The 19834-nt window shown below is 31.3% G+C and carries 18 protein-coding genes; 11 read left to right on the top strand and 7 right to left on the bottom strand.

Features of this window, described 5'->3' with window-relative positions; translation table 11 throughout:
• Positions 1–33 precede the first annotated feature (33 nt).
• From glcT to B7R67_RS04295, 5 genes are all read left to right on the top strand, one after another.
• On the top strand, positions 34–888 hold the full coding sequence (gene glcT, locus B7R67_RS04315) for a glucose PTS transporter transcription antiterminator GlcT (protein WP_088067870.1): 855 nt from the start codon (positions 34–36) through the stop codon (positions 886–888).
• Positions 889–1129: 241 nt separating this feature from the next.
• Positions 1130–3178 carry a glucose-specific PTS transporter subunit IIBC gene (gene ptsG, locus B7R67_RS04310; protein ID WP_088067868.1) on the top strand — a complete coding sequence of 683 codons (2049 nt, stop codon included), beginning with the start codon at positions 1130–1132 and terminating at the stop codon, positions 3176–3178.
• Positions 3179–3320: 142 nt separating this feature from the next.
• A complete protein-coding gene (locus B7R67_RS04305) occupies positions 3321–3584 on the top strand; it encodes a phosphocarrier protein HPr (protein ID WP_088067866.1) in 264 nt (87 codons plus the stop codon).
• A complete protein-coding gene (gene ptsP, locus B7R67_RS04300; RefSeq protein WP_088067864.1) occupies positions 3584–5293 on the top strand; it encodes a phosphoenolpyruvate--protein phosphotransferase in 1710 nt (569 codons plus the stop codon). Before B7R67_RS04305 ends, ptsP begins: the two co-directional genes overlap by 1 nt.
• 168 nt (positions 5294–5461) lie before the next feature.
• Positions 5462–5761 (top strand): ArsR/SmtB family transcription factor, encoded by a 300-nt coding sequence (locus tag B7R67_RS04295; protein ID WP_088067863.1) that lies wholly within the window; start codon positions 5462–5464, stop codon positions 5759–5761.
• A 63-nt stretch (positions 5762–5824) separates the two neighbouring features.
• Here the strand turns inward: B7R67_RS04295 and B7R67_RS04290 are convergent, their stop codons facing one another.
• Positions 5825–6439: a nitroreductase family protein gene (locus B7R67_RS04290; RefSeq protein ID WP_088067862.1), complete on the bottom strand. Its 615-nt coding sequence runs from the start codon at positions 6437–6439 to the stop codon at positions 5825–5827.
• 411 nt (positions 6440–6850) lie between these two features.
• Here B7R67_RS04290 and B7R67_RS04285 point away from each other — a divergent pair, with 411 nt between their 5' ends.
• Positions 6851–7741: an NAD(P)-dependent oxidoreductase gene (locus B7R67_RS04285; protein ID WP_088067995.1), complete on the top strand. Its 891-nt coding sequence runs from the start codon at positions 6851–6853 to the stop codon at positions 7739–7741.
• Positions 7742–7765: 24 nt separating this feature from the next.
• Positions 7766–8215, top strand: a complete 450-nt coding sequence (locus B7R67_RS04280) for an RDD family protein (RefSeq protein WP_088067861.1) — start codon at positions 7766–7768, stop codon at positions 8213–8215.
• A 445-nt stretch (positions 8216–8660) separates the two neighbouring features.
• On the opposite strand, the gene B7R67_RS04275 is transcribed toward B7R67_RS04280, so the two are convergent.
• Positions 8661–9821 carry an aminotransferase A gene (locus B7R67_RS04275; RefSeq protein WP_088067860.1) on the bottom strand — a complete coding sequence of 387 codons (1161 nt, stop codon included), beginning with the start codon at positions 9819–9821 and terminating at the stop codon, positions 8661–8663.
• A gap of 144 nt (positions 9822–9965) precedes the next feature.
• Here B7R67_RS04275 and corA point away from each other — a divergent pair, with 144 nt between their 5' ends.
• Both corA and B7R67_RS04265 read left to right on the top strand, forming a co-directional pair.
• Complete coding sequence (corA, locus tag B7R67_RS04270; RefSeq protein WP_088067859.1) at positions 9966–10910, top strand: magnesium/cobalt transporter CorA; 945 nt, start codon at positions 9966–9968, stop codon at positions 10908–10910.
• Positions 10911–11074: 164 nt separating this feature from the next.
• A complete protein-coding gene (locus tag B7R67_RS04265) occupies positions 11075–12379 on the top strand; it encodes an ATP-binding protein (protein ID WP_088067858.1) in 1305 nt (434 codons plus the stop codon).
• A 72-nt stretch (positions 12380–12451) separates the two neighbouring features.
• Here the strand turns inward: B7R67_RS04265 and B7R67_RS04260 are convergent, their stop codons facing one another.
• The gene (locus tag B7R67_RS04260) at positions 12452–13630 is read right to left on the bottom strand and encodes a DUF3967 domain-containing protein (RefSeq protein ID WP_158095021.1); all 1179 of its coding nucleotides are present in this window, start codon (positions 13628–13630) and stop codon (positions 12452–12454) included.
• Between the two features lie 271 nt (positions 13631–13901).
• Positions 13902–14168, bottom strand: coding sequence for a phage holin (locus B7R67_RS04255; protein WP_088067856.1), 267 nt, complete (start codon positions 14166–14168; stop codon positions 13902–13904).
• A gap of 364 nt (positions 14169–14532) precedes the next feature.
• Here B7R67_RS04255 and B7R67_RS04250 point away from each other — a divergent pair, with 364 nt between their 5' ends.
• Positions 14533–15438 carry a chemotaxis protein gene (locus B7R67_RS04250; RefSeq protein ID WP_088067855.1) on the top strand — a complete coding sequence of 302 codons (906 nt, stop codon included), beginning with the start codon at positions 14533–14535 and terminating at the stop codon, positions 15436–15438.
• Positions 15439–15537: 99 nt separating this feature from the next.
• Here the strand turns inward: B7R67_RS04250 and B7R67_RS04245 are convergent, their stop codons facing one another.
• Both B7R67_RS04245 and B7R67_RS04240 read right to left on the bottom strand, forming a co-directional pair.
• On the bottom strand, positions 15538–16077 hold the full coding sequence (locus B7R67_RS04245; protein ID WP_088067854.1) for a YkyB family protein: 540 nt from the start codon (positions 16075–16077) through the stop codon (positions 15538–15540).
• A gap of 213 nt (positions 16078–16290) precedes the next feature.
• Positions 16291–16650, bottom strand: a complete 360-nt coding sequence (locus B7R67_RS04240; RefSeq protein ID WP_088067853.1) for a hypothetical protein — start codon at positions 16648–16650, stop codon at positions 16291–16293.
• Between the two features lie 240 nt (positions 16651–16890).
• Here B7R67_RS04240 and B7R67_RS04235 point away from each other — a divergent pair, with 240 nt between their 5' ends.
• A complete protein-coding gene (locus tag B7R67_RS04235; RefSeq protein WP_158095020.1) occupies positions 16891–18978 on the top strand; it encodes an EAL domain-containing protein in 2088 nt (695 codons plus the stop codon).
• Positions 18979–18991: 13 nt separating this feature from the next.
• Here B7R67_RS04235 and B7R67_RS04230 read toward each other — a convergent pair whose 3' ends face one another.
• Positions 18992–19828 carry a metallophosphoesterase gene (locus B7R67_RS04230; protein WP_158095019.1) on the bottom strand — a complete coding sequence of 279 codons (837 nt, stop codon included), beginning with the start codon at positions 19826–19828 and terminating at the stop codon, positions 18992–18994.
• Between the last annotated feature and the right edge of the window lie 6 nt (positions 19829–19834).

The raw sequence follows: 19834 nt of genomic DNA, 5'->3' as shown, positions 1-19834 counted from the left end.
AAGCAAATTTTTAAATTGGGGGTGATAAGTAAAATGACAGAGTGTTATACAATTAAAAAAGTTCTTAATAATAATGTATTAATAGCAAAAGATCCCGATCAAACTGAAGTTGTTCTTTTAGGTAAAGGAATCGGTTTTAATAAAACTAGAGGAGATTTAATTCCCGAAGGTGTAGTAGAAAAAATGTTTATCTTAACAGATGAACAAAAACAAAAGCAATATAAATCATTAATTAATTTTATGGATGAAAAGTTAATGGGGACTTTGCAACAGGCAATTTATTTAATTTCTGAAAAGACAGGGTGTACATTAAACGAGCAAATTCACATCGGTTTAACGGATCATTTAATATTTGCAATTAAAAGAATTCGTGAAGGCTATAAGGTTGATAATCCATTCTTGCTAGAAACAAAAGCAATGTATCCTGAGTATTTTAAAATTGCAGAAGATGTTATCGATTTAATAAATAAAGAAATAGATATCTACTTACCAATTGAAGAAGTAGGTTTTGTAACCCTTCATATTGTAAGTAATTTATCAATGGAAGTTTTATCAGATGTAAATAAGTTCTCTCAAATCATTAAAGATTTAGTAGTTTATATAGAAGATTATTTGAAAATTGAAATTGACAAAGAAAGCATTCATTATTCAAGATTAGTTCGTCATTTGCGATTTTTAATTGATCGCATTTTCCATGGTAATCCTTCAGAGGAGTCGCCTGCTTTGGGAATAATCTTAAAAAAAGAATATCCCGTTTGCTATGACTTAGCGTGGAAAATCATAAAATCGATTGAAGCGTCATTAAATAAAAAAGCGAGTGAAGCTGAAGTAATCTACTTAACTTTACACTTGGAGCGATTAGTTCAAAGTAAAATAAATAAAAACTAAAAATAAAAATAAAATAAGTATTTTTTTATTGATATTCTTTTAATATATAGATATAATGAAAGCGAAATCATAACAAACACAACTGAATAGTACACATAATAAACGTGTTACTGATTCGATCAGGCATGAGTTGAAAAAATGTGAATTATTAATCATGGGTAGGGGAAACTATACCCAGGAATTTTAATAGTTACATTTTTTCTGCTCATGCCTTTTTTGTTTGGATATAAGGAGGATAACAATGTTTAAGAAAATCTTTGGAGTTTTACAAAAAGTTGGTAAAGCGCTAATGCTTCCAGTTGCAATCTTACCAGCTGCCGGATTATTACTTGCATTCGGTAATGCATTTCAAAATCCACAAACATTAAAGTATTTACCATTTCTAGATGCTCACTGGTTCCAGCTAGTAGCAAAAGTTATGGAACAATCTGGTGACATCATTTTTGGTAATCTGTCATTATTATTCGCAGTAGGTGTTGCCGTAGGTTTAGCAGGAGGAGAAGGTGTTGCAGGTTTAGCTGCAATCGTTGGATTCCTAATTATGAATAAAACAATGAGTGTGTTCATGAATGTTGGACAGTACGTTGTTTTAGATAAAGCTTTAAATATCGCTAAATTTGATGATCCATCTTATGCGTTTGTACTAGGTATTCCTACACTTCAAACAGGTGTGTTTGGTGGGATTATCGTTGGTCTAGTAGCTGCATGGGCTTACAACAAATACTATGAGATCGATTTACCTTCTTACTTAGGTTTCTTCGCAGGGAAACGATTTGTTCCTATTGCTACTGCAGCATTCTCGGTATTACTTGGAATTTTAATGTGTTTCATTTGGCCACCAATACAACATGGCTTAAATGCATTCTCGCATAATATGATTGATGCGAATTTAACGTTATCAGCATTCGTTTTTGGTGTGATTGAACGTTCATTAATCCCATTTGGTTTACACCATATTTTCTATGCGCCGTTCTGGTTTGAGTTTGGTTCATATACTGATAAAACAGGTATGGTTGTACACGGAGATCAAAAAATCTTCTTCGCTCAATTAAAAGACGGAGTAAAATTAACTGCTGGTACTTTCATGGTAGGTAAATTCCCATTCATGATGTTTGGATTACCAGCTGCTGCTTTAGCTATGTATCATGAAGCTAAACCAGAGAACAAAAAAATCGCTGGTGGTATTTTAGCATCAGCAGCATTAACTTCTTTCTTAACAGGTATTACAGAACCAATTGAGTTCTCATTCTTATTCGTTGCACCAGTATTATTCGGAATTCACGCAATCTTTGCTGGTTTATCATTTATGGTCATGCAATTATTAAATGTAAAAATTGGTATGACATTCTCAGGTGGTCTGATTGACTTCTTATTATTCGGTGTACTACCTAATCGAACTGGCTGGTGGTGGGTAATCATCGTTGGTTTAGTATTAGCAGTGATTTACTACTTCGGTTTCCGATTTGCAATTAGAAAATGGGATTTAAAAACTCCTGGACGAGAAGATGCAATCGCAGAAGATACTACTGCTACTACACCATCTAGTGAATTACCATATGAAATTTTACAAGCATTAGGTGGTAAAAGTAATATATCTTCATTAGATGCATGTATTACTCGATTACGTGTACAAGTTAATGCAAAAGATGAAGTTAATAAAGAGCGTTTAAAAGCTTTAGGTGCAGCAGGTGTACTAGAAGTTGGTAACAATATTCAAGCGATTTTTGGTCCTAAATCGGATACATTAAAATCACAAATTAAAGATATTATGACAGGTAAAACACCGGTTATTAATAATGAAGTAAATGAAGTAGCTGCTACAACAAATACTTCAGTTGCAGAAGAGATTATTAATCCAATTGAAGGAGAAATTATTCCGATTACTGAAGTACCTGATCAAGTATTTTCAGGAAAAATGATGGGTGATGGATTTGCGATTATTCCTTCAGAAGGGACAGTAGTATCTCCTGTAGATGGCGAAATCGTAAATGTATTCCCAACAAAACATGCAATCGGTATTTTATCAAATGGTGGAAAAGAGATCCTTATTCACATTGGTATTGATACTGTAAAACTTAATGGTGAAGGCTTTGAGGTTTTAGTATCTCAAGGAGAAAAAGTAACAAAAGGTCAACAATTAGTGAAACTTGATTTACACTATATTCGCGAAAATGCACCATCAACAATTACTCCTGTTGTGTTCACAAATTTAGCTGAAGGACAACAAGTTGTAATAGAAAAACCAGGTAAACAATCAAAAGGTGAAGTTGGCATCATAAACATTAAGTAATTCTAATTAAAAGTACGAAAAATGTTGAAATTTAAGGGGGGTTGTATAGTTGACACTATGCACCCCTTTTAATAGAATATTTATAGTAGGCCAAATGTCTATACCAAAAATGTAGATTTAATCACAAAGGAGATAAATAGTCATGGAAAAAACGTTTAAAGTAACAGCAGATTCTGGAATTCACGCACGTCCAGCAACATTATTAGTAAATGTAGCAGGTAAATTCAATTCTGATATCAATCTTGAATACAATGGTAAAACAGTAAATTTAAAATCAATCATGGGTGTTATGTCTTTAGGGATTCAACAAGGAACTGAGATTAAAATTAGTGCAAATGGTGAAGATGCTGATCAAGCTCTAGCTGCAATTGAAGATACAATGAAAAAAGAAGGATTAGGCGAGTAATGTCTTTACATATTAAAGGTATTGCTGCTTCTAGTGGAATTGCAATTGCAAAAGCATTTCGCTTAGAAAATCCTGAATTAAACATTGTTAAGAAGCAAATTTCAGATGTAGATGCTGAAATTGCAAGACTTGACAGTGCAATTCAAGTTTCTAATGGTGAATTAGAAAAAATTCGTGATCATGCGAATGCTGAACTTGGCGAAGATAAAGCCGCAATCTTTTCTGCACACATCTTAGTTTTAAATGACCCAGAGCTAGTTAACCCAGTAAAAGACAAAATTAAGTCTGAAAATGTAAATGCTGAATTTGCAATGAATGAAATCGCTTCAATGTTCGTTCAAATGTTTGAAAGCATGGACAATGAATATATGAAGGAACGTGCAGCTGATATCCGCGATGTTACAAAACGTGTAATGGCGCATTTATTAGGTGTAACGATTTCAAACCCTGCTAACATTACAGAAGAAGTAATTATTATAGCAGAAGATTTAACACCATCTGATACGGCACAACTAAATCGTAAATATGCATTAGGGTTTACAACTGATATTGGTGGTCGTACTTCTCACTCAGCAATTATGGCTCGTTCACTTGAAATTCCTGCAGTAGTAGGTACAAAAGAAGTAACTAGTAAGATCGAAAATGGCGTTATGGTCATTGTTGATGGACTAGACGGACATGTAATTGTTGATCCTTCAAACGAAGAATTAGAAGAATACAAAGCTAAAAAAGAGAAATTTGAGCTTCAAAAAGTTGAATGGGCTAAATTAAAAAATGAACCAACTGTTACAAAAGATGGACATCATGTGGAATTAGTAGCTAATATTGGTACACCAAATGACGTCGATGGAGTTATTAATAACGGTGGAGAAGGTGTTGGTCTTTACCGTACTGAGTTCTTATATATGGGACGAGATAACTTCCCTTCTGAAGAAGAGCAGTTTGAATCATATAAAACAGTTCTTGAAAGTATGGGTAATAAACCGGTAGTAGTAAGAACACTAGATATCGGTGGAGATAAAGAACTATCTTATTTACACCTACCTAAAGAAATGAATCCATTCTTAGGCTATAGAGCAATTCGTTTATGTTTAGATCAAAAGGATATTTTCCGTACACAGTTACGTGCATTATTACGTGCTAGTGTTTTTGGTAATTTAAAGATTATGTTCCCGATGATTGCTACACTAGACGAGTTTAGAGCTGCAAAAGCAGTTTTATTAGAAGAAAAAGAACAATTATTAAAAGAAAATGTTCAAGTCTCAGAAAATATTGAAATTGGTATGATGGTAGAAATCCCTGCTTCTGCTGTCCTAGCAGATGTATTTGCTAAAGAAGTTGATTTCTTTAGTATTGGGACAAACGATTTAATCCAATATACAATGGCTGCTGATCGTATGAATGAACAAGTTTCGTATTTATACCAACCATATAATCCATCTATTTTAAGATTAGTTAAAATGGTTATTGATGCTGCAAATAAAGAAGGTAAATGGGCTGGTATGTGTGGTGAGATGGCCGGTGATGCACTTGCTATTCCATTACTTGTTGGATTAGGCTTACATGAATTCTCAATGAGCGCTACTTCAATTCTACCTGCGCGTAGTCAGATGGCTAAATTATCTAAAGCTGAGATGGAGAAATTAGCTGAAAAAGCATTATCTATGTCAACAGCTGAAGAAGTTGTTAATTTAGTTAATAGCATCTAATAAAAAAACAACAGGGAAACCTGTTGTTTTTTTATTGTGTAATATATAGATGCGTCCTACCCAAATCAGAGTTACCTCTTGTTGACAAATTCGCTTCTTTAATTTAGTGTATGTTTAAATTATTAAACGAATATGTTTATTTTTTGATATTAAAAGTAGGTGGAAGATTTGAGTAAAGAAGCAATCGAAGTGTTTCGGGAATGTATCCCATTATTTCAGGCATTAAGTGATCCATATAGACAGGATATCATTTTAATGTTATCAGAAGATGAAGCTCTGACTGTAAATGAAATTACGGAAAAAACTTCATTATCAAGACCAGCTATATCACACCATTTAAAAATATTACGTGATAATCAATTAGTTCAAATTGAGCAAAAAGGAACACATCGATACTATTCATTAGCAATTGATTCTTCATTAGAATTACTGAAAAAGTTAATCCTTACAGTAGAGCAAAATTGTTAATAATCGTAATGAAATAAAAGGGACTCCGACATTAGTCAGAATCCCTTTTCATTTTAAATACTGTTAAATCCAGATAGACATTTCTTTTGCAGAGAAACGAGTTGTATGATGACCAGGTACTTTTTCTTTACCAATTGCAATTAACATCGTAGGAATATAACGTTCGTCAGTTAAGAAAGTTTCTTTAAATGCTTGCTCGTTAAATCCACCAATCGCACAAGTATTCCAGCCTTTTGCAGAAGCTGCCATAATTAATTGCATAGCAGCTAGTGAAGAATTTAAAATACCTTGTTCGCGATTTCTTTGTTCTGTTGCATATGCATTTTCTACGTTTGCTTTTAATTTATCTTTTGCTTCTTGTGTCATATAACCAGCTTCAACCGCAGGACCAAATACTAAATCAACATTCTTTGCTGATTGAGTATCTGCTAATACAGCAACAACACATGAAGCATCTTTAATTTGACCTTGGTTATAAGCAACAGGTAATAATTTACCTTGCGCATCCTCACCATGGAATACAACAAATTTCCAGTGCTGTAGGTTCCAAGCTGAAGGTGCTGTCATTGCAGCTTCTAATAATTCAGTTATTTCGCTGCTACTTATTTCAATAGAAGAATCAAAAGCACGAGTAGAATTTCGTTCCTTAATCATTTCAAAAAATTGCTCGTTTTTCATAAGAAAATACCTCCAAAAATTAGGTTCATTAGTTACATTTTTATGTACTTTTTAAATATAGTGACTTACATTATTAGAGTCAACAAATTAGTATTGAAATACTCTTGATTTATTGGTTTTGTTTTAATAGATTGATTGGAGTAGAAGGTGGAATTGCAGGGAAAGCAAATAACAGGGTGTATTTTAGAGGAATACAATAAATGACTTTAAAGTCTTTTAATATCTTCTCCTTGATCCTGCCAACCCTTGTTTCCTGCTCTTAAGAAGCCTAGTGTCCTGAAACGAAAATCAACATTTTTTTAATGAGCCAGTTTATTAGTAAAAATTGTAATTGCTTCAGCTTTTTAATTAATATTTTTTGTGGTAGTTTTATTTAAGGATAAAAAAAGAGGAGTGTGTCAGATGGAAGGTATTAATCTAAAGGATCTTCAAGTTGGTTTTATTGGAATTGGTGTAATGGGTAAAAGTATGGCAAAGCATTTAATCAATGCGGGAGCGAAATTACATATTTATAATCGTACAAAGGAAAAAGCAAACGAATTAATTGACCTAGGTGCGACTTGGTATGATACACCTAAAGAGTTAGCATCACATTGTCAGGTAATTTGTACGATGGTCGGATATCCAAGTGATTTAGAGGAAGTATATTTTGGAGAAAACGGGCTTATCCAAAATGCAGATAAAGGAACAACGTTTATCGATTTTACAACATCGACTCCAACGTTAGCTAAAAAGATTGATGAACAAACTAAATTAACGGGTATGTCATCATTAGATGCTCCAGTATCTGGTGGAGATTTAGGTGCTAGAGAAGCTAAATTAGCGATCATGGTTGGTGGGGATGAAGAAACTTTTCATAAAATGTCCACATTATTTAATGTTTTAGGAAAAAATATTGTTTATCATGGAAATGCAGGTAATGGGCAACATGTAAAAATGTGTAATCAAATTGCCATTGCTTCAGGAATGTTAGGAGTTTGTGAAGCGCTAGCTTATGCAAAATCAGCAGGCTTAGATGGTGAAAAAGTTTTAAGTAGTATATCTACTGGTGCAGCTGGTAGTTGGTCATTGAGTAACTTGGCTCCGCGTGTACTAAGAGGTGATTTCGAGCCTGGATTCTATATTAAGCATTTTATAAAAGATATGGGAATTGCCATTGAAGAAGCAGAAAAAATGGAGTTAAATCTTCCAGGTCTTTTACTTGCCAAAAAATGTTACGATCAACTATCTAAAAATGGATTAGATGAAAAAGGAACACAAGCACTATATATGTTATATGATCCATCTCATCACGTTCAATAATATTTAATGAATTGAGGTTTACAAGTGCAGAATTTTCAACTTGCAAAGTTTTATCAAAGATTAAGTGGATTTTTATTCGATACGTTTATCGTATCGGTAGTATATGGAATCATTATTGCCATCATTACTATGAATCCAGAGAAGATATTAAGCCGATTTAATTCTACATCAGGGAATTCAACAGTCGATTTAATCGTTATTTCAATTATTATGATTATTTTATTGGTTGTTGTTCCCGTGTTTAATAAAGGGATGACATTTGGTCAAAGATTGATGGCTGTTAAAATGATTAAAGATAATTATAAAGAAACAACAATTATTACTTTTTTGGGTCGATTTATTTTTATCGCAGCAATTTCGGTTTTATTTTTAGGTGTTCCATTAATCGTTAACGTATATTTGATGTTATTTAGAAAAGATCATAAGACGATTCAAGATTTGTTATTCAAAACTAGTGTAATTCAGGCTAGATAAAAAAGACGTGATTTCTTAATTGAAATCACGTTTTTTTATTTAAAGTATGTGTAGTGTTGATTTCCACTACAGTATGCATGCTTAAGAGCAGGAACAAGGAAATGCAGGATCAAGGTCAAAGTGAAAGGAAAAGATATTAAAAGACTTTAGAGATCCCAAATATAATATATTTCCTATCTGTTTTTCCTGTTTTTCCTGCCTTTCCTGCCATTCACATAGGAGTCGAGCACCCTTTCGTTCCAATCATGATCTTCATAAAAAGTGTTTTGACAATAAATCATCAATAATATCTATAGAATTAACTATAAATGACAAATTCTAAAATAAGTATTATTGATTTGTTGATTGCAAATTAAGAGCAGGATCAAGGAAAAGACGTTAAAGAATTTTATTGAACTCTTCTAAGTAATTCCTATCCTTTCCTCATTCCCTGCTCTTCCTGCCTCTAATCTCTTAGGCTATTGATGAAATCTTCTAAACGATCACATGCTTTTTCTAGTTCATGCATTGAGTAGGCATAGGATAGTCGAATATAGGAATCTCCATATTCTGAAAAGGCTTCTCCAGGAATTACTGCTAAGTTATGTTTTTCGACTAATTTCAATGCGAATTCCATTGAAGGTATATTAAATTCCTTTATAGATGGAAATAAATAAAATGCTCCTTCTGGTTTAATACATGGAAGACCCATTTTTTCTAGTCGATCAATCATATAATTACGTCTTGTTTTATATTCATTTGCCATTTCGATAGGGCTGTCTATGCAATCTGTTAATGCAGTGATTGCAGCATATTGTGAGATAGATGTAGCACAAGATACGTTATATTGATGCACTTTTAAAATTTCTTGAGCTAGGTAGGTAGGGGCAAATAAAAATCCAATTCTCCATCCAGTCATCGAATGTGATTTACTAAGACCATTTATTACAATTGTCTTTTCTCTCATACCAGGGAAACTCGCAATTGAAATATGCGTTGAATCATACGTAAGTTCACTATAAATTTCATCAGATAGAATAAATAAATCTTTTTGAGATAAATAGTTAGCTAAATTTTCAAGTTCGTCTTTTGTTAAAGTTACTCCTGTTGGATTGTTTGGGTAAGGTAAAACGATACAACGAGTTTTTTCGGTAATAAATTCTTCTAGTAGCTCGGGTGTAATTTTAAATCCATTATTTGATGTATCGACAAATACAGGTTTTGCACCACATGTAGATATAATAGGAGCATAACCTGGATAAATTGGAGCAGGTAAAATTACTTCACAATCATCATTTAGTATCGTACGAAATGCAATGTCAAGTGCTTGACTAGCCCCTACAGTAACGATTACTTCACTTGCGGGGTCATATGTTAAAGAGTATTTTTTCTTTAAGAAATTAGAGGCTGCATTTCTCAGTGTAGGTAATCCTGCATTTGGAGTATAAACAGTTTGATTATTATTTATAGCTTGAATTGCAGACTCTTTTATTGGTGCTGGAGTAGGAAAATCAGGTTGCCCTAATGTTAACGCAATGACATTGTCATATTTTTCAATTTGTTGGGCAAATTTTCTAATACCAGAGATTTGTATATCTTTTACACTTTGATTAATAAATCTTTTCATTATAAATCCCTCATCTTAATAATTTAGATAAAAATAGTAACCATTCTGACCGATAATATCAATGAAATTACCTTCATTTTACCATATAATATAAAAAGTATTTAGTATGGAATTAATACGATCAACTTAAGAAGGTGACAAAATTTGTTGCAAGTAATAGGAATAACAAAAAATAAAGTAATAGAACGAAATATATCGATTGCAGAAGCAAAGTCAAGTAAATATCTATGGTACTGGGTGGATATGAATGAACCTACTCAGGAAGAGATTCAGTTATTATCAACAGAATTTAATTTTCATCCACTCGCAATTGAAGATTGCCTTGAATATGTTCAAAGGCCAAAACTTGATTATTATGAAGGATATCATTTTTTAATTTTACATGAATTAAACAAACTAGATTTAGACGAAACAGAGCTCGATATATTTGTAAGTGATCATTATGTTATCACGTTTCATACACATCGTAGTCCAACCATACAGCAAGTTTTGGAAAATATACAATCAGATCGACGAGCTTCTAAAAGTCCATTACACTTAACTCATCGAATTATTGACGAACTGGTTGATAGTTATTTTCCATTAATCTATCGGTTAGAAGATGAGTTATCAGATTTAGAAATCGATCCGTTAAGAAAACAAGTAAGTAATGCAGTTGAAAGATTATATGATATTAAATCTGATTTATCTAAATTAAGAAGAACGATCCTACCAACTCGTGATTTATTATATCGAATTCTTAACTCGAATCGATTTAAAGATATATCAGAGCATCGGATTTATTTTGAAGATATACATGATCATCTAATGAAACTATCAGATATGATTGAATCGAATCGAGATTTGGCATCTGATATTCGTGAAACTTATTTTTCATTGAGCTCAGAAAAAATGAATAATATTATGAAAACATTAACAATTATTTCGTCTTTCTTTTTACCACTAACTTTTATCGTAGGTTTATATGGAATGAATTTTCACTATATGCCTGAATTAGCATGGAAATATGGCTACTTATTTATATTAATTTTTATGGGAATTGTAACGATATTAATGTATATATTTTTTAAGCGAAAAGGTTGGTTTTAAGTCGTTAAGCACTTAAGCTTGACGACTTTTCTTATATTTTAGAATACTTTGTAGGAATGTGGCGTACTGTGTAGAAATGTTTTTTTAGAATTTTTTGTATTAATAATTAGAAGAATATATAACTATGTTATAATTTGTTGAAAGAAGGGGTGGGGGATACATTAATGCTGCAATTAAAAGACTTATTAATTCAATTTGCAATCATAATCATTCCGGTCTTTTTATATGAAATGTTTTGGCTAAGCAGATACCACAATACTAGTCCAAAACAAAATAGAATACTAGTTGGATTGCTTTCTATTTTTAATATTTTTATTTGCTTGCTATATCCAATTCACATAAGTAAAAGTATGGCGATTACATTTAGTGTTTTATTAATCTACTCATCAATTTTATACGGTGGAAGATTAATAGGGTCGATTATTATTTTTACAAAGGCATTATTTGTCTATTTACTATATGGTTTAACATTCTTAAAATCAGTTCCTTTTGAATTAATTTCATGTATTTTACCTTTTATTGTCTCACCACAATGGGTAAGTTTTTCTAAAAGGAAAAAGTTTGTATTAAGTATATTAATGCCTATCTTATTTTCAATTAGTATGATTTGTTTACTTTACTATGAAGCAACAATTAATGGGATAAAAGAGTTTCAATCAGATGAAACGATTATTTCTGCATGCATATTTTTTACAGTTTTAACAATCACTATGTTATTTCACGTTTATTTACGAGAGTTTTTATTTGAAAATGCCGAAATTCGTGTCCAAATGCAGAAGTCTGAAAAATTAAATATGGTAAGCGAGCTTGCAGCAAGTGTTGCTCATGAAGTTAGAAACCCATTAACAGTTGTAAGGGGTTTCATTCAATTGATCGAAAATCAAGAAAGTGGTACGAATAGAGAATATATGAAACTAGTATTAACAGAATTAGATCGAGCTGAAAATATTATCTCTGATTATTTAAATCTTGCAAGACCTCAAATTGAAGAGAAAAAAATGATTAATATGACAGAACAGCTTAATGAAGTAACTACTTTAATGTCGACTTATGCTTCATTACAAGGTGCATTTTTGCAAGTAAATGTAACAGAAGATATGTATACAGTCGGTGATCGGGCAAAACTGAAACAAGCAATCATAAATGTATTAAAAAATGGTGTTGAAGCAATAAAAGACACGAAAGGATACATAAAGATTGAAGCGAGTTTGGAGAAGGATAGGGATCGAGAATATATTCGAATTGTTGTAAAAGATAATGGCGTTGGAATGTCAAAAGTACAATTAGATCGACTTGGACAACCTTTTTATTCATTAAAAGAAAAAGGAACAGGGCTCGGTTTAATGGTAACATTCAGCATTATCGAGGCTCATAAAGGATCTATTGAGTATTTGAGTGAAGAAGGTAAAGGTACAGAAGTTCATATATTATTACCTGCATTCCATCATGAACAAGAACAAACAAATTAAAGAGAAGAGAAAATTATTTTTCCCTTCTCTTTTTTTACTATTTATAAGTTCAATTTTAACTAATAAAATAATTTACTTAACTGATTTAGGTTTAATAAAAAGTGATTTTATTGCACTTTTCCAGTCTCTTTCTTTAGAGGCAGCAACCATTCTCTTTGTTTCCTGTAATTCTCTAATCATTCTCATTAATTGAGCATCTCGACCTGCTTCTTTTAACTGGATTTCCTCAAACATTTGCTCAAGTTTTTCATCTTTTTCTTCTATTACAGTGGCTAGCACATGAAGCTCTTCACTTTTTTCTTCAACTGAATTTAATATTCTTTCTAACTTATGATCTTTTTCGAGATTTTGTTTAATTAAAGTTTGGTTTTGATGAAGAATTTGTTCATTTTGATTTGCTAGACTTGTAATTTGTGACATGAATTCTTCAAACATTATTTGATTTGAATTTAATGGAACAAAAGGGGGAACAATTTCATCACGTAAATCCTCCTCAAATAGTGCATTGTTGTCGTCAGATTGAGAATAGATTACCTCTTCATTAATAAGATTATTTTCTCTTATAACTGAAGATTGTTGCTCAACATTTTTTCCATTCATTCGATAATTTGAGATGATTTCATTTTCAAATTGAGTATTAACTGTCTGTATAACAGAGTTATTCTCACTTATTTTCTCAATGTTCTGTGGGATTGGAGATTCGATAATTGTTTCTTCAGTTCCTTCAAGTTGAGAATTTACATCTTCTTCCATTGGATCTGGCTGAGGAACAAATTCTTCTTCAATAGTTTCAAATTGTGAAAGAATTACTTTTTCAAATATTTCAGGCTGAGTAGCTTGCTCATCTTCATTTATAATAATCTGGCTGTCTTCTGTTTCTTCAATCACTTTATTTTCATTATTGATGTCAAAATTAGTATGTAAGTTATTTTCTAGAAGATTAGGAGGTGTGTTATTAGATTTTATTTCTAGATCAAACGGAAGGGGCTCATCAATTTTTTGGTCAGAAAGGCTTTCATTTAATAGGTAAGTTAAGGCGAATTGTACTGAGTTCGGTATATTTTCACTCGTTTGATAATCTTTAATAATCAGTTGAAATAATTCAAAATCTTTTTGAGTATAGATTCTTGTATCTTGATTTTTAGTAAAAAGATAGTCTGCTTTTTCCAATTCCCTGCTAATTTCTCTTACGCGAGATTTTCCTATTTTTAACTTTTTTGAAATGTCTTTACTAGTAAAAATTAGTGACATTTGTAATCCTCCTGAAAAATATGTGTTTTTAGAACATTCCATACAAAGTTAAATTTTTCCTACTAATTTTCCTTAAAATAATTCTACAATGTCTAACAAAGACTATATGAATTCAACAATTTAGTTCAATTTATGTGGAAAAACGATGGGGAATTGTAAAATTTATGGGAGAAAGCTTTCGATAAATTTGACCCAAAAAAGAGAGTGGAACGAAACTATCACTCTCAAAAGGTAAATCCTAATGAATTATCTATTATGGAATTTACTAATTCTATTCTTCCGTTTTAGTTGTCGTATTAGTAGATTTTTCTAGGCCAGCTTCTTGAAGTAATGCTTTCTGAGCTTGTCCTTTTTTTCCTACATAATTATGCTTTGCTCCGAAATATAAAATATATAGGAACGAAACTATATTTACTACAGCATCTATTTGATCATTATTTAGAAATTTAAAGCCAAATGATCTTAATAACAATTGAAGAGCAAATAGGAAACCGGCAAAATAGCGAATAATATCTTTTAAATTATTATTCTCAAACATAGTAATCACCTCCTATTTATAAAATATGCAGGCTCAGATAATAGGTGAAGGTAATCTAGTTAAAAAGTCATAAGAATATATTTTCAATTCTAGTAAAAAGTATCAGTGTACCGAAAATAAATTATTACTATTAATTTACTTTCTTTTCTCTTCCCTATTAAAAATAATAAAAATAATCCGATTATTTAAATGAATAGTTCGTATTGTTTTTGGTGGAATTTGATCATCAAATTTAGTAATTCTTTTATTAAAAAAGGGATTAAATTGATTGAATGTTTTTGTAAGCCTAAAGTCTGTATAAAATAGCAATCATTAGAAATGAACCAAATAAAAATAATTGAAGTTATAGGGAAGGTTGACTATCATGGAGCAAAATCAAGGTATATTAATGGATAGCGGTACAAATGAGTTAGAAATCGTAGAATTTACAATTGGTGCTAGTAAATTTGGGATTAATGTAATAAAAGTCCGTGAGATAATTAATCCATTACCTATTACACCTGTACCAAGATCGCATGCAAACGTAGAAGGAATTATCGAATTAAGAGGAGAGGTTTTGCCGGTTATTAATGTTGCAACAGCAATCGGGTTTCCACCTTCAAATGAACCTCAATATGATAAATATATTGTTACCGAATTTAATAAAACAAAAATGGTATTCCATGTCCACAATGTATCACAAATTCATCGTATATCATGGACTCAAATTGAAAAACCAAATGAAATGTATCAAGGATTGGAAACACAAATTACAGGTATTGTAAAACATAATGGTGAAATGATCCTTTTATTAGACTTTGAAAAGATGGTTGTCGAAATTAACGAAGAAACAGCTATTTCAAGAAAAAAATTAAATAATATAGATCAAAGAGAAGTATCTAAAAAACCGATTTTCATAGCAGAAGATTCTCCATTACTTCGAACGTTAATAAAAGATACATTAAGTGACGCTGGTTATGTAAATACAGTATTTTTCGAAAATGGAAAAGACTTATTTGACGAAGTAAAAGCTAACTTAGCTGATGGGAAGAAATTAACGGATTTTGTAAAATTGGTTATTACTGATATAGAAATGCCACAAATGGATGGTCATCACTTAACGAAATTAATGAAAGAAGATAAAGAAATAAGTAATTTACCAATTATTATTTTTTCTTCATTAATTACAGAAACGTTAAAACATAAAGGTGAACAAGTTGGAGCAACAGCTCAAGTAAGTAAACCAGAGATTGGTGAGCTTGTTCAATTAATTGACCAATATATTCTATAAAAAAATGGGAATGATTATAAAATCCTAAAGATAGGTTTTATAATCTTCCCATTTACTCTATTCGAGTTATCATCTTCTTAATAAAAATTTTTAACTAAATTATTTATTATGTTTACCTTTATTTTTACGAATTGGTTCACTCGGAAAAGTAAATGTAGAATTACTTAGATAAGAAGTAGGTCTTGAAAATTGACCGGGGGTATTTCTGCGATGAGTAGTACCTGTCTTTAAATTACTTTCAGTATTTACTTTTGCTTTACCTAAGAAATGATGAAGAATTTTTTTGGCATAACTTAATGACATGGATACTTTTGGATTTCGATGAGTATTTTCTAATATTCCTAAATGTGGAAGAAGTTTAAAATCTTCTTTTAAAGGTGGGATATGAAAGAAAAATTCTCCACAAGCAATTAACACATCAGACTGTTGTTTACTTGATCTGGGGTTATTTGAAAAATGTAATCCGACTTTTTTAGCAATACCTTTATCAATTAGTTTTAATATAGCTTGTCTTTTAAGTGAATAGAGTTCACTAGGTTCTAAAGCAGTCTTAGCATGCTTATTAACAACAAATATTGCCTGAAAAATTTCTTCGTTTGTAAAATTTAGTTTATTCAGGCCTGGTTCCTTTGATTTCATGCTTTTTGGCAACCTCCATAAGATAGATATGAGTATATTATAGCTTTTGTTAGAATTTTTTCAAACTAATTCTAAGAATGAAGTTAGATAAGTAACAAACTTAAAGGTATTTCAAGTCGTAAAATGACAAACATCTAAAGTTTAGTCACTAGTATTAAGTAAAAAGCTAATCGAAATAATAAAGATTAAAACGACTAGCCCTTCTATTTTATATTAATATGGATATGGTCCAATATTGCCTGGTGTATTTAATCCAGCATTTCCTGGTAAATATGCACCTGTATTCACAGGTGGATATGGTTGCTGATAACCAGGGAAAGCACCGTATGAAGGATATGGAGGATATGATGGGTATGCTCCATAAGGTGGGCATGCACCATATGGTGAACAATATGGTGGTCTAAATGCTAGTGCACCTAACGCAAATCCGCCCGCTAATCCAGCTAATCCTCCCAATATTGGTAGAATTGGAAAAAAGGGTAAGAAACGTTGTTCATTATGATCATAGTAATATGATGGGGAATGATCAGTTCTATAATATGGATAATAATTAGGGTGATATTGATAATTCATGAGTAACCTCCTCTCTTGTCTTCCATATTAGTGTATGGAGTCTTAAATTAATTGAGCAAGTACCCAAAAAATTGGGTAACCAACCTAGTTAAAAACTCACGGGTAATATAAACCGTGAGATGAATTACCTATTTTATCTTGCTAGGAAATGACATATAGTAGATACATAGAATAGGAAATATGACATCATTTGATAAATTTCATCAGGATTCTTTAAATTTGAAAAAAAGGACGCATATGATGGATACTTCTATTAAACTAAATAAATTAAAAAACTTAGACCAATCAATGATTAATGCATTACTTACTTCAATAAATGATCTTCTTTTTATAATGAAAGTTGAAGGTGATAATTTTATTTATCACTATGCAAATGATCAAGCAATTAAGCACGCAAATTTAAATGAACTAGAATTCGTAGGACGATCAATTCAAGATGTTATGCCAAGTGATATTTCAAAAAAACTGATCGAGAGCTATCATATTGCAAAAAGATCGAAGCAAGCACTATGGTACAACGATTATTTATTGAGCGATGGTAGAAAACTATATTTTGAAACAGTATTATCTCCAATTATAAATGAGTACGGTATTTGTGAATTTATTGTAAGTGTGACACGTGACGTTACATTATGGACGGAAGAAACAAATGAAAAACTTGAAAATGAATTAAGATATCGTTCATTATTCGAACATAATCTAGATAGTATTATCATGTTAGACAGTAATGGATATATTCAACAAACAAATACATCAACTTATCATGTATTAGGATATAGAGATAAAGAATTAAGAGGAAGACATATTACAAGTTTGATTGACCGAAAGGACACGGATGATTTAGAAAAGGTGCTGTCTTCTACACTTTTAGGTGTATCAACTGAAATAAAAAGTACCCTTCTTCTAAATAAAAATGGTCACTATTTAAGGAGTCATATTAAATGTATTCCGATTATGTTAGACCAGGATATAAAAGGGATCTATTTAATCATTAGAGATACAACATCTATTCAAGAAAAAGAAAATTATTTGTTTTTCTTATCTCAAAGAGACCAGCTAACAGGCTATTATAAACGTGATATGTATACAAATCTTATGAACCAATCAATCCACGATAGTGAGATTTTAAATAGTGGTGTAGGATTATTAATTGTTAATATCGACCGTTTAAAAGTATTTAATGAAACGTATGGTTATGAAATTGGAGATTATATTATTGAAGTCGTATCGAAACGAATTACATCTACCGTTAAAATGACAACAAAAAGAAGTTGTCCATTAATTCGCCATAGTGGAGACGAATTTGTCGTTATTTATGAAACAAAATCGAAAGATAAAATGAAAAAATTAGCTGAGAGCATTATCGAAGAACTAAAAGTTCCGATTGATATACCATCATTTGATGAAAAAGTGATGATTTCTTCGACGATTGGAATTAGTTCATATCCAAAGGATGGACTGTCTAGTGAAATCATTTTAAGAAATGCAGAAAGAGCACTTTTAGCATGTAAAGAAAATGAGCGGGGTACTTATTCGTTTTATGATAAGGCATATTCTACCTTAACTCAAAAGAAATTAAATTTAGAAAATTTATTAAGACAATCGCTTGAAAGAGACGAACTTGAAATTGTTTATCAGCCTCAAGTTTCATTACATAATAACCAATTAATCGGATTAGAGGCGTTATTAAGATGGAAGCACGAGAAATTAGGATATATTCCACCAAGTGAATTTATTCCTATTGCTGAGCAATCCCATTTGATTATTGAAATAGGAAACTGGGTTTTTAAACAGGTTGCTAAGCAGATTAAAATTTGGATTGATAAAGGCTACGATGTGAAAAAGGTAGCTGTTAATCTTTCTCCAAAGCAGTTCTATACAGGTGAAATAGGACAACATATTTCAGAATGTTTAGAAATTTACAATATACCTGGCGAGCTTTTATCAATTGAAATTACGGAGAGTTCAATGGTAAATCGTGAACAGACCGCATCAATTCTTCAAAAGCTTAAAAACTTAAAAATCAAAATTGCAGTAGATGACTTTGGAACGGGTTATTCTTCTCTTAGTTATATTAAGGACTTTCCTGTTGATATGTTAAAAATTGATCGTAGTTTTATTCAGTCAGTTACAAATGATAGTCGAAATGCTGCAATCGTCACAACTATAATAAGCTTAGCTCATTCACTTGGTATTGACGTTATAGCTGAAGGTGTAGAAACTACGGAGCAAATTGCCTTTTTAAAGAAAAAACATTGTTTAAAAGCACAAGGTTACTATTTTAGTAAACCGGTTTCAGCAAGTGAAATTGAAAAAATCTATTATTAAAAGAAAGGACGAATTAAGTTTTCTTAATTTGTCCTTTTATTTCGATCGAGATGATTTCTGGTGGGGTCAATATTCGAATCGGAAACTTTGTCGTCCCAATCCCATTTGATACAACTAAATGACTATTATACTTGGTTGATAAAGTATAAGAACCACGATTGTACTTTTTTGCGTATGGGGGCATAAAGAATGATTGGTAGAAAGGGAAATAAATTTGACCACCATGGCTATGGCCAGATAGTTGAAGATTAATTGGATAATTTTTTGTCATATTTGCAATATCTGGTTCATGTGCTAATACAATTGTATATGTGTTTTTCTGAATCCGTTCTAATATTTTATTATATTGTTTGTTCCCCAGCATATAATCATCAAGACCGATAAATGATATCTTTTGGCTATGTACAAAATACGTTTTTTCTTCATTTTTTAATAAAGTAAAATGACTCTCCTTCAACAACTTTTCATATTGTTCAGTAAAATAACCCCCATGATCATGATTCCCATAGATTGCGAGCTTACCTATTTTGGGTGTTAGTTCTTTTAGAAGCTGAATTACTTCTTTTTGATAAGAAAACTTTCGTATATCGCTGATTAAATCACCAGTAAATACAATAAAGTCAGGCTGCATATGGTTAATTTTCTTAACGATTCTCCCAAATCTCTCGACATCCTCTTTATCATTAAAGTGAGTATCTGATATTTGAATAATATTGAAAGCTTTATTTGAATTCACATTGTTGTTTGAAAAGCTGATCTGCTTCGTTTTGATTAATGTAGGCTCGATGAATATACCGTAAAAAATGATGCAAATAAAAATCAAAATGCATGAAAAAAGTTTCGTTTTCAATTGTTC

This window comes from Gottfriedia luciferensis (assembly GCF_002156865.1).
Taxonomy (GTDB): domain Bacteria; phylum Bacillota; class Bacilli; order Bacillales; family Bacillaceae_G; genus Gottfriedia; species Gottfriedia luciferensis.
The sequence above is the reverse complement of the archived record's forward strand: the minus strand, read 5'-3'. Positions and strand labels throughout refer to the sequence as shown.

Excerpts from the sequence above, each read along its gene's own strand:
- glcT (WP_088067870.1), top strand. The coding sequence starts at position 34 with ATGACAGAGTGTTATACAATTAAAAAAGTTCTTAATAATAATGTATTA.
- ptsG (WP_088067868.1), top strand. The coding sequence starts at position 1,130 with ATGTTTAAGAAAATCTTTGGAGTTTTACAAAAAGTTGGTAAAGCGCTA.
- B7R67_RS04305 (WP_088067866.1), top strand. The coding sequence starts at position 3,321 with ATGGAAAAAACGTTTAAAGTAACAGCAGATTCTGGAATTCACGCACGT.
- ptsP (WP_088067864.1), top strand. The coding sequence starts at position 3,584 with ATGTCTTTACATATTAAAGGTATTGCTGCTTCTAGTGGAATTGCAATT.
- B7R67_RS04290 (WP_088067862.1), bottom strand. The coding sequence starts at position 6,439 with ATGAAAAACGAGCAATTTTTTGAAATGATTAAGGAACGAAATTCTACT.
- B7R67_RS04275 (WP_088067860.1), bottom strand. The coding sequence starts at position 9,821 with ATGAAAAGATTTATTAATCAAAGTGTAAAAGATATACAAATCTCTGGT.
- B7R67_RS04265 (WP_088067858.1), top strand. The coding sequence starts at position 11,075 with ATGCTGCAATTAAAAGACTTATTAATTCAATTTGCAATCATAATCATT.
- B7R67_RS04260 (WP_158095021.1), bottom strand. The coding sequence starts at position 13,630 with ATGTCACTAATTTTTACTAGTAAAGACATTTCAAAAAAGTTAAAAATA.
- B7R67_RS04255 (WP_088067856.1), bottom strand. The coding sequence starts at position 14,168 with ATGTTTGAGAATAATAATTTAAAAGATATTATTCGCTATTTTGCCGGT.
- B7R67_RS04250 (WP_088067855.1), top strand. The coding sequence starts at position 14,533 with ATGGAGCAAAATCAAGGTATATTAATGGATAGCGGTACAAATGAGTTA.
- B7R67_RS04245 (WP_088067854.1), bottom strand. The coding sequence starts at position 16,077 with ATGAAATCAAAGGAACCAGGCCTGAATAAACTAAATTTTACAAACGAA.
- B7R67_RS04240 (WP_088067853.1), bottom strand. The coding sequence starts at position 16,650 with ATGAATTATCAATATCACCCTAATTATTATCCATATTATAGAACTGAT.
- B7R67_RS04235 (WP_158095020.1), top strand. The coding sequence starts at position 16,891 with ATGGATACTTCTATTAAACTAAATAAATTAAAAAACTTAGACCAATCA.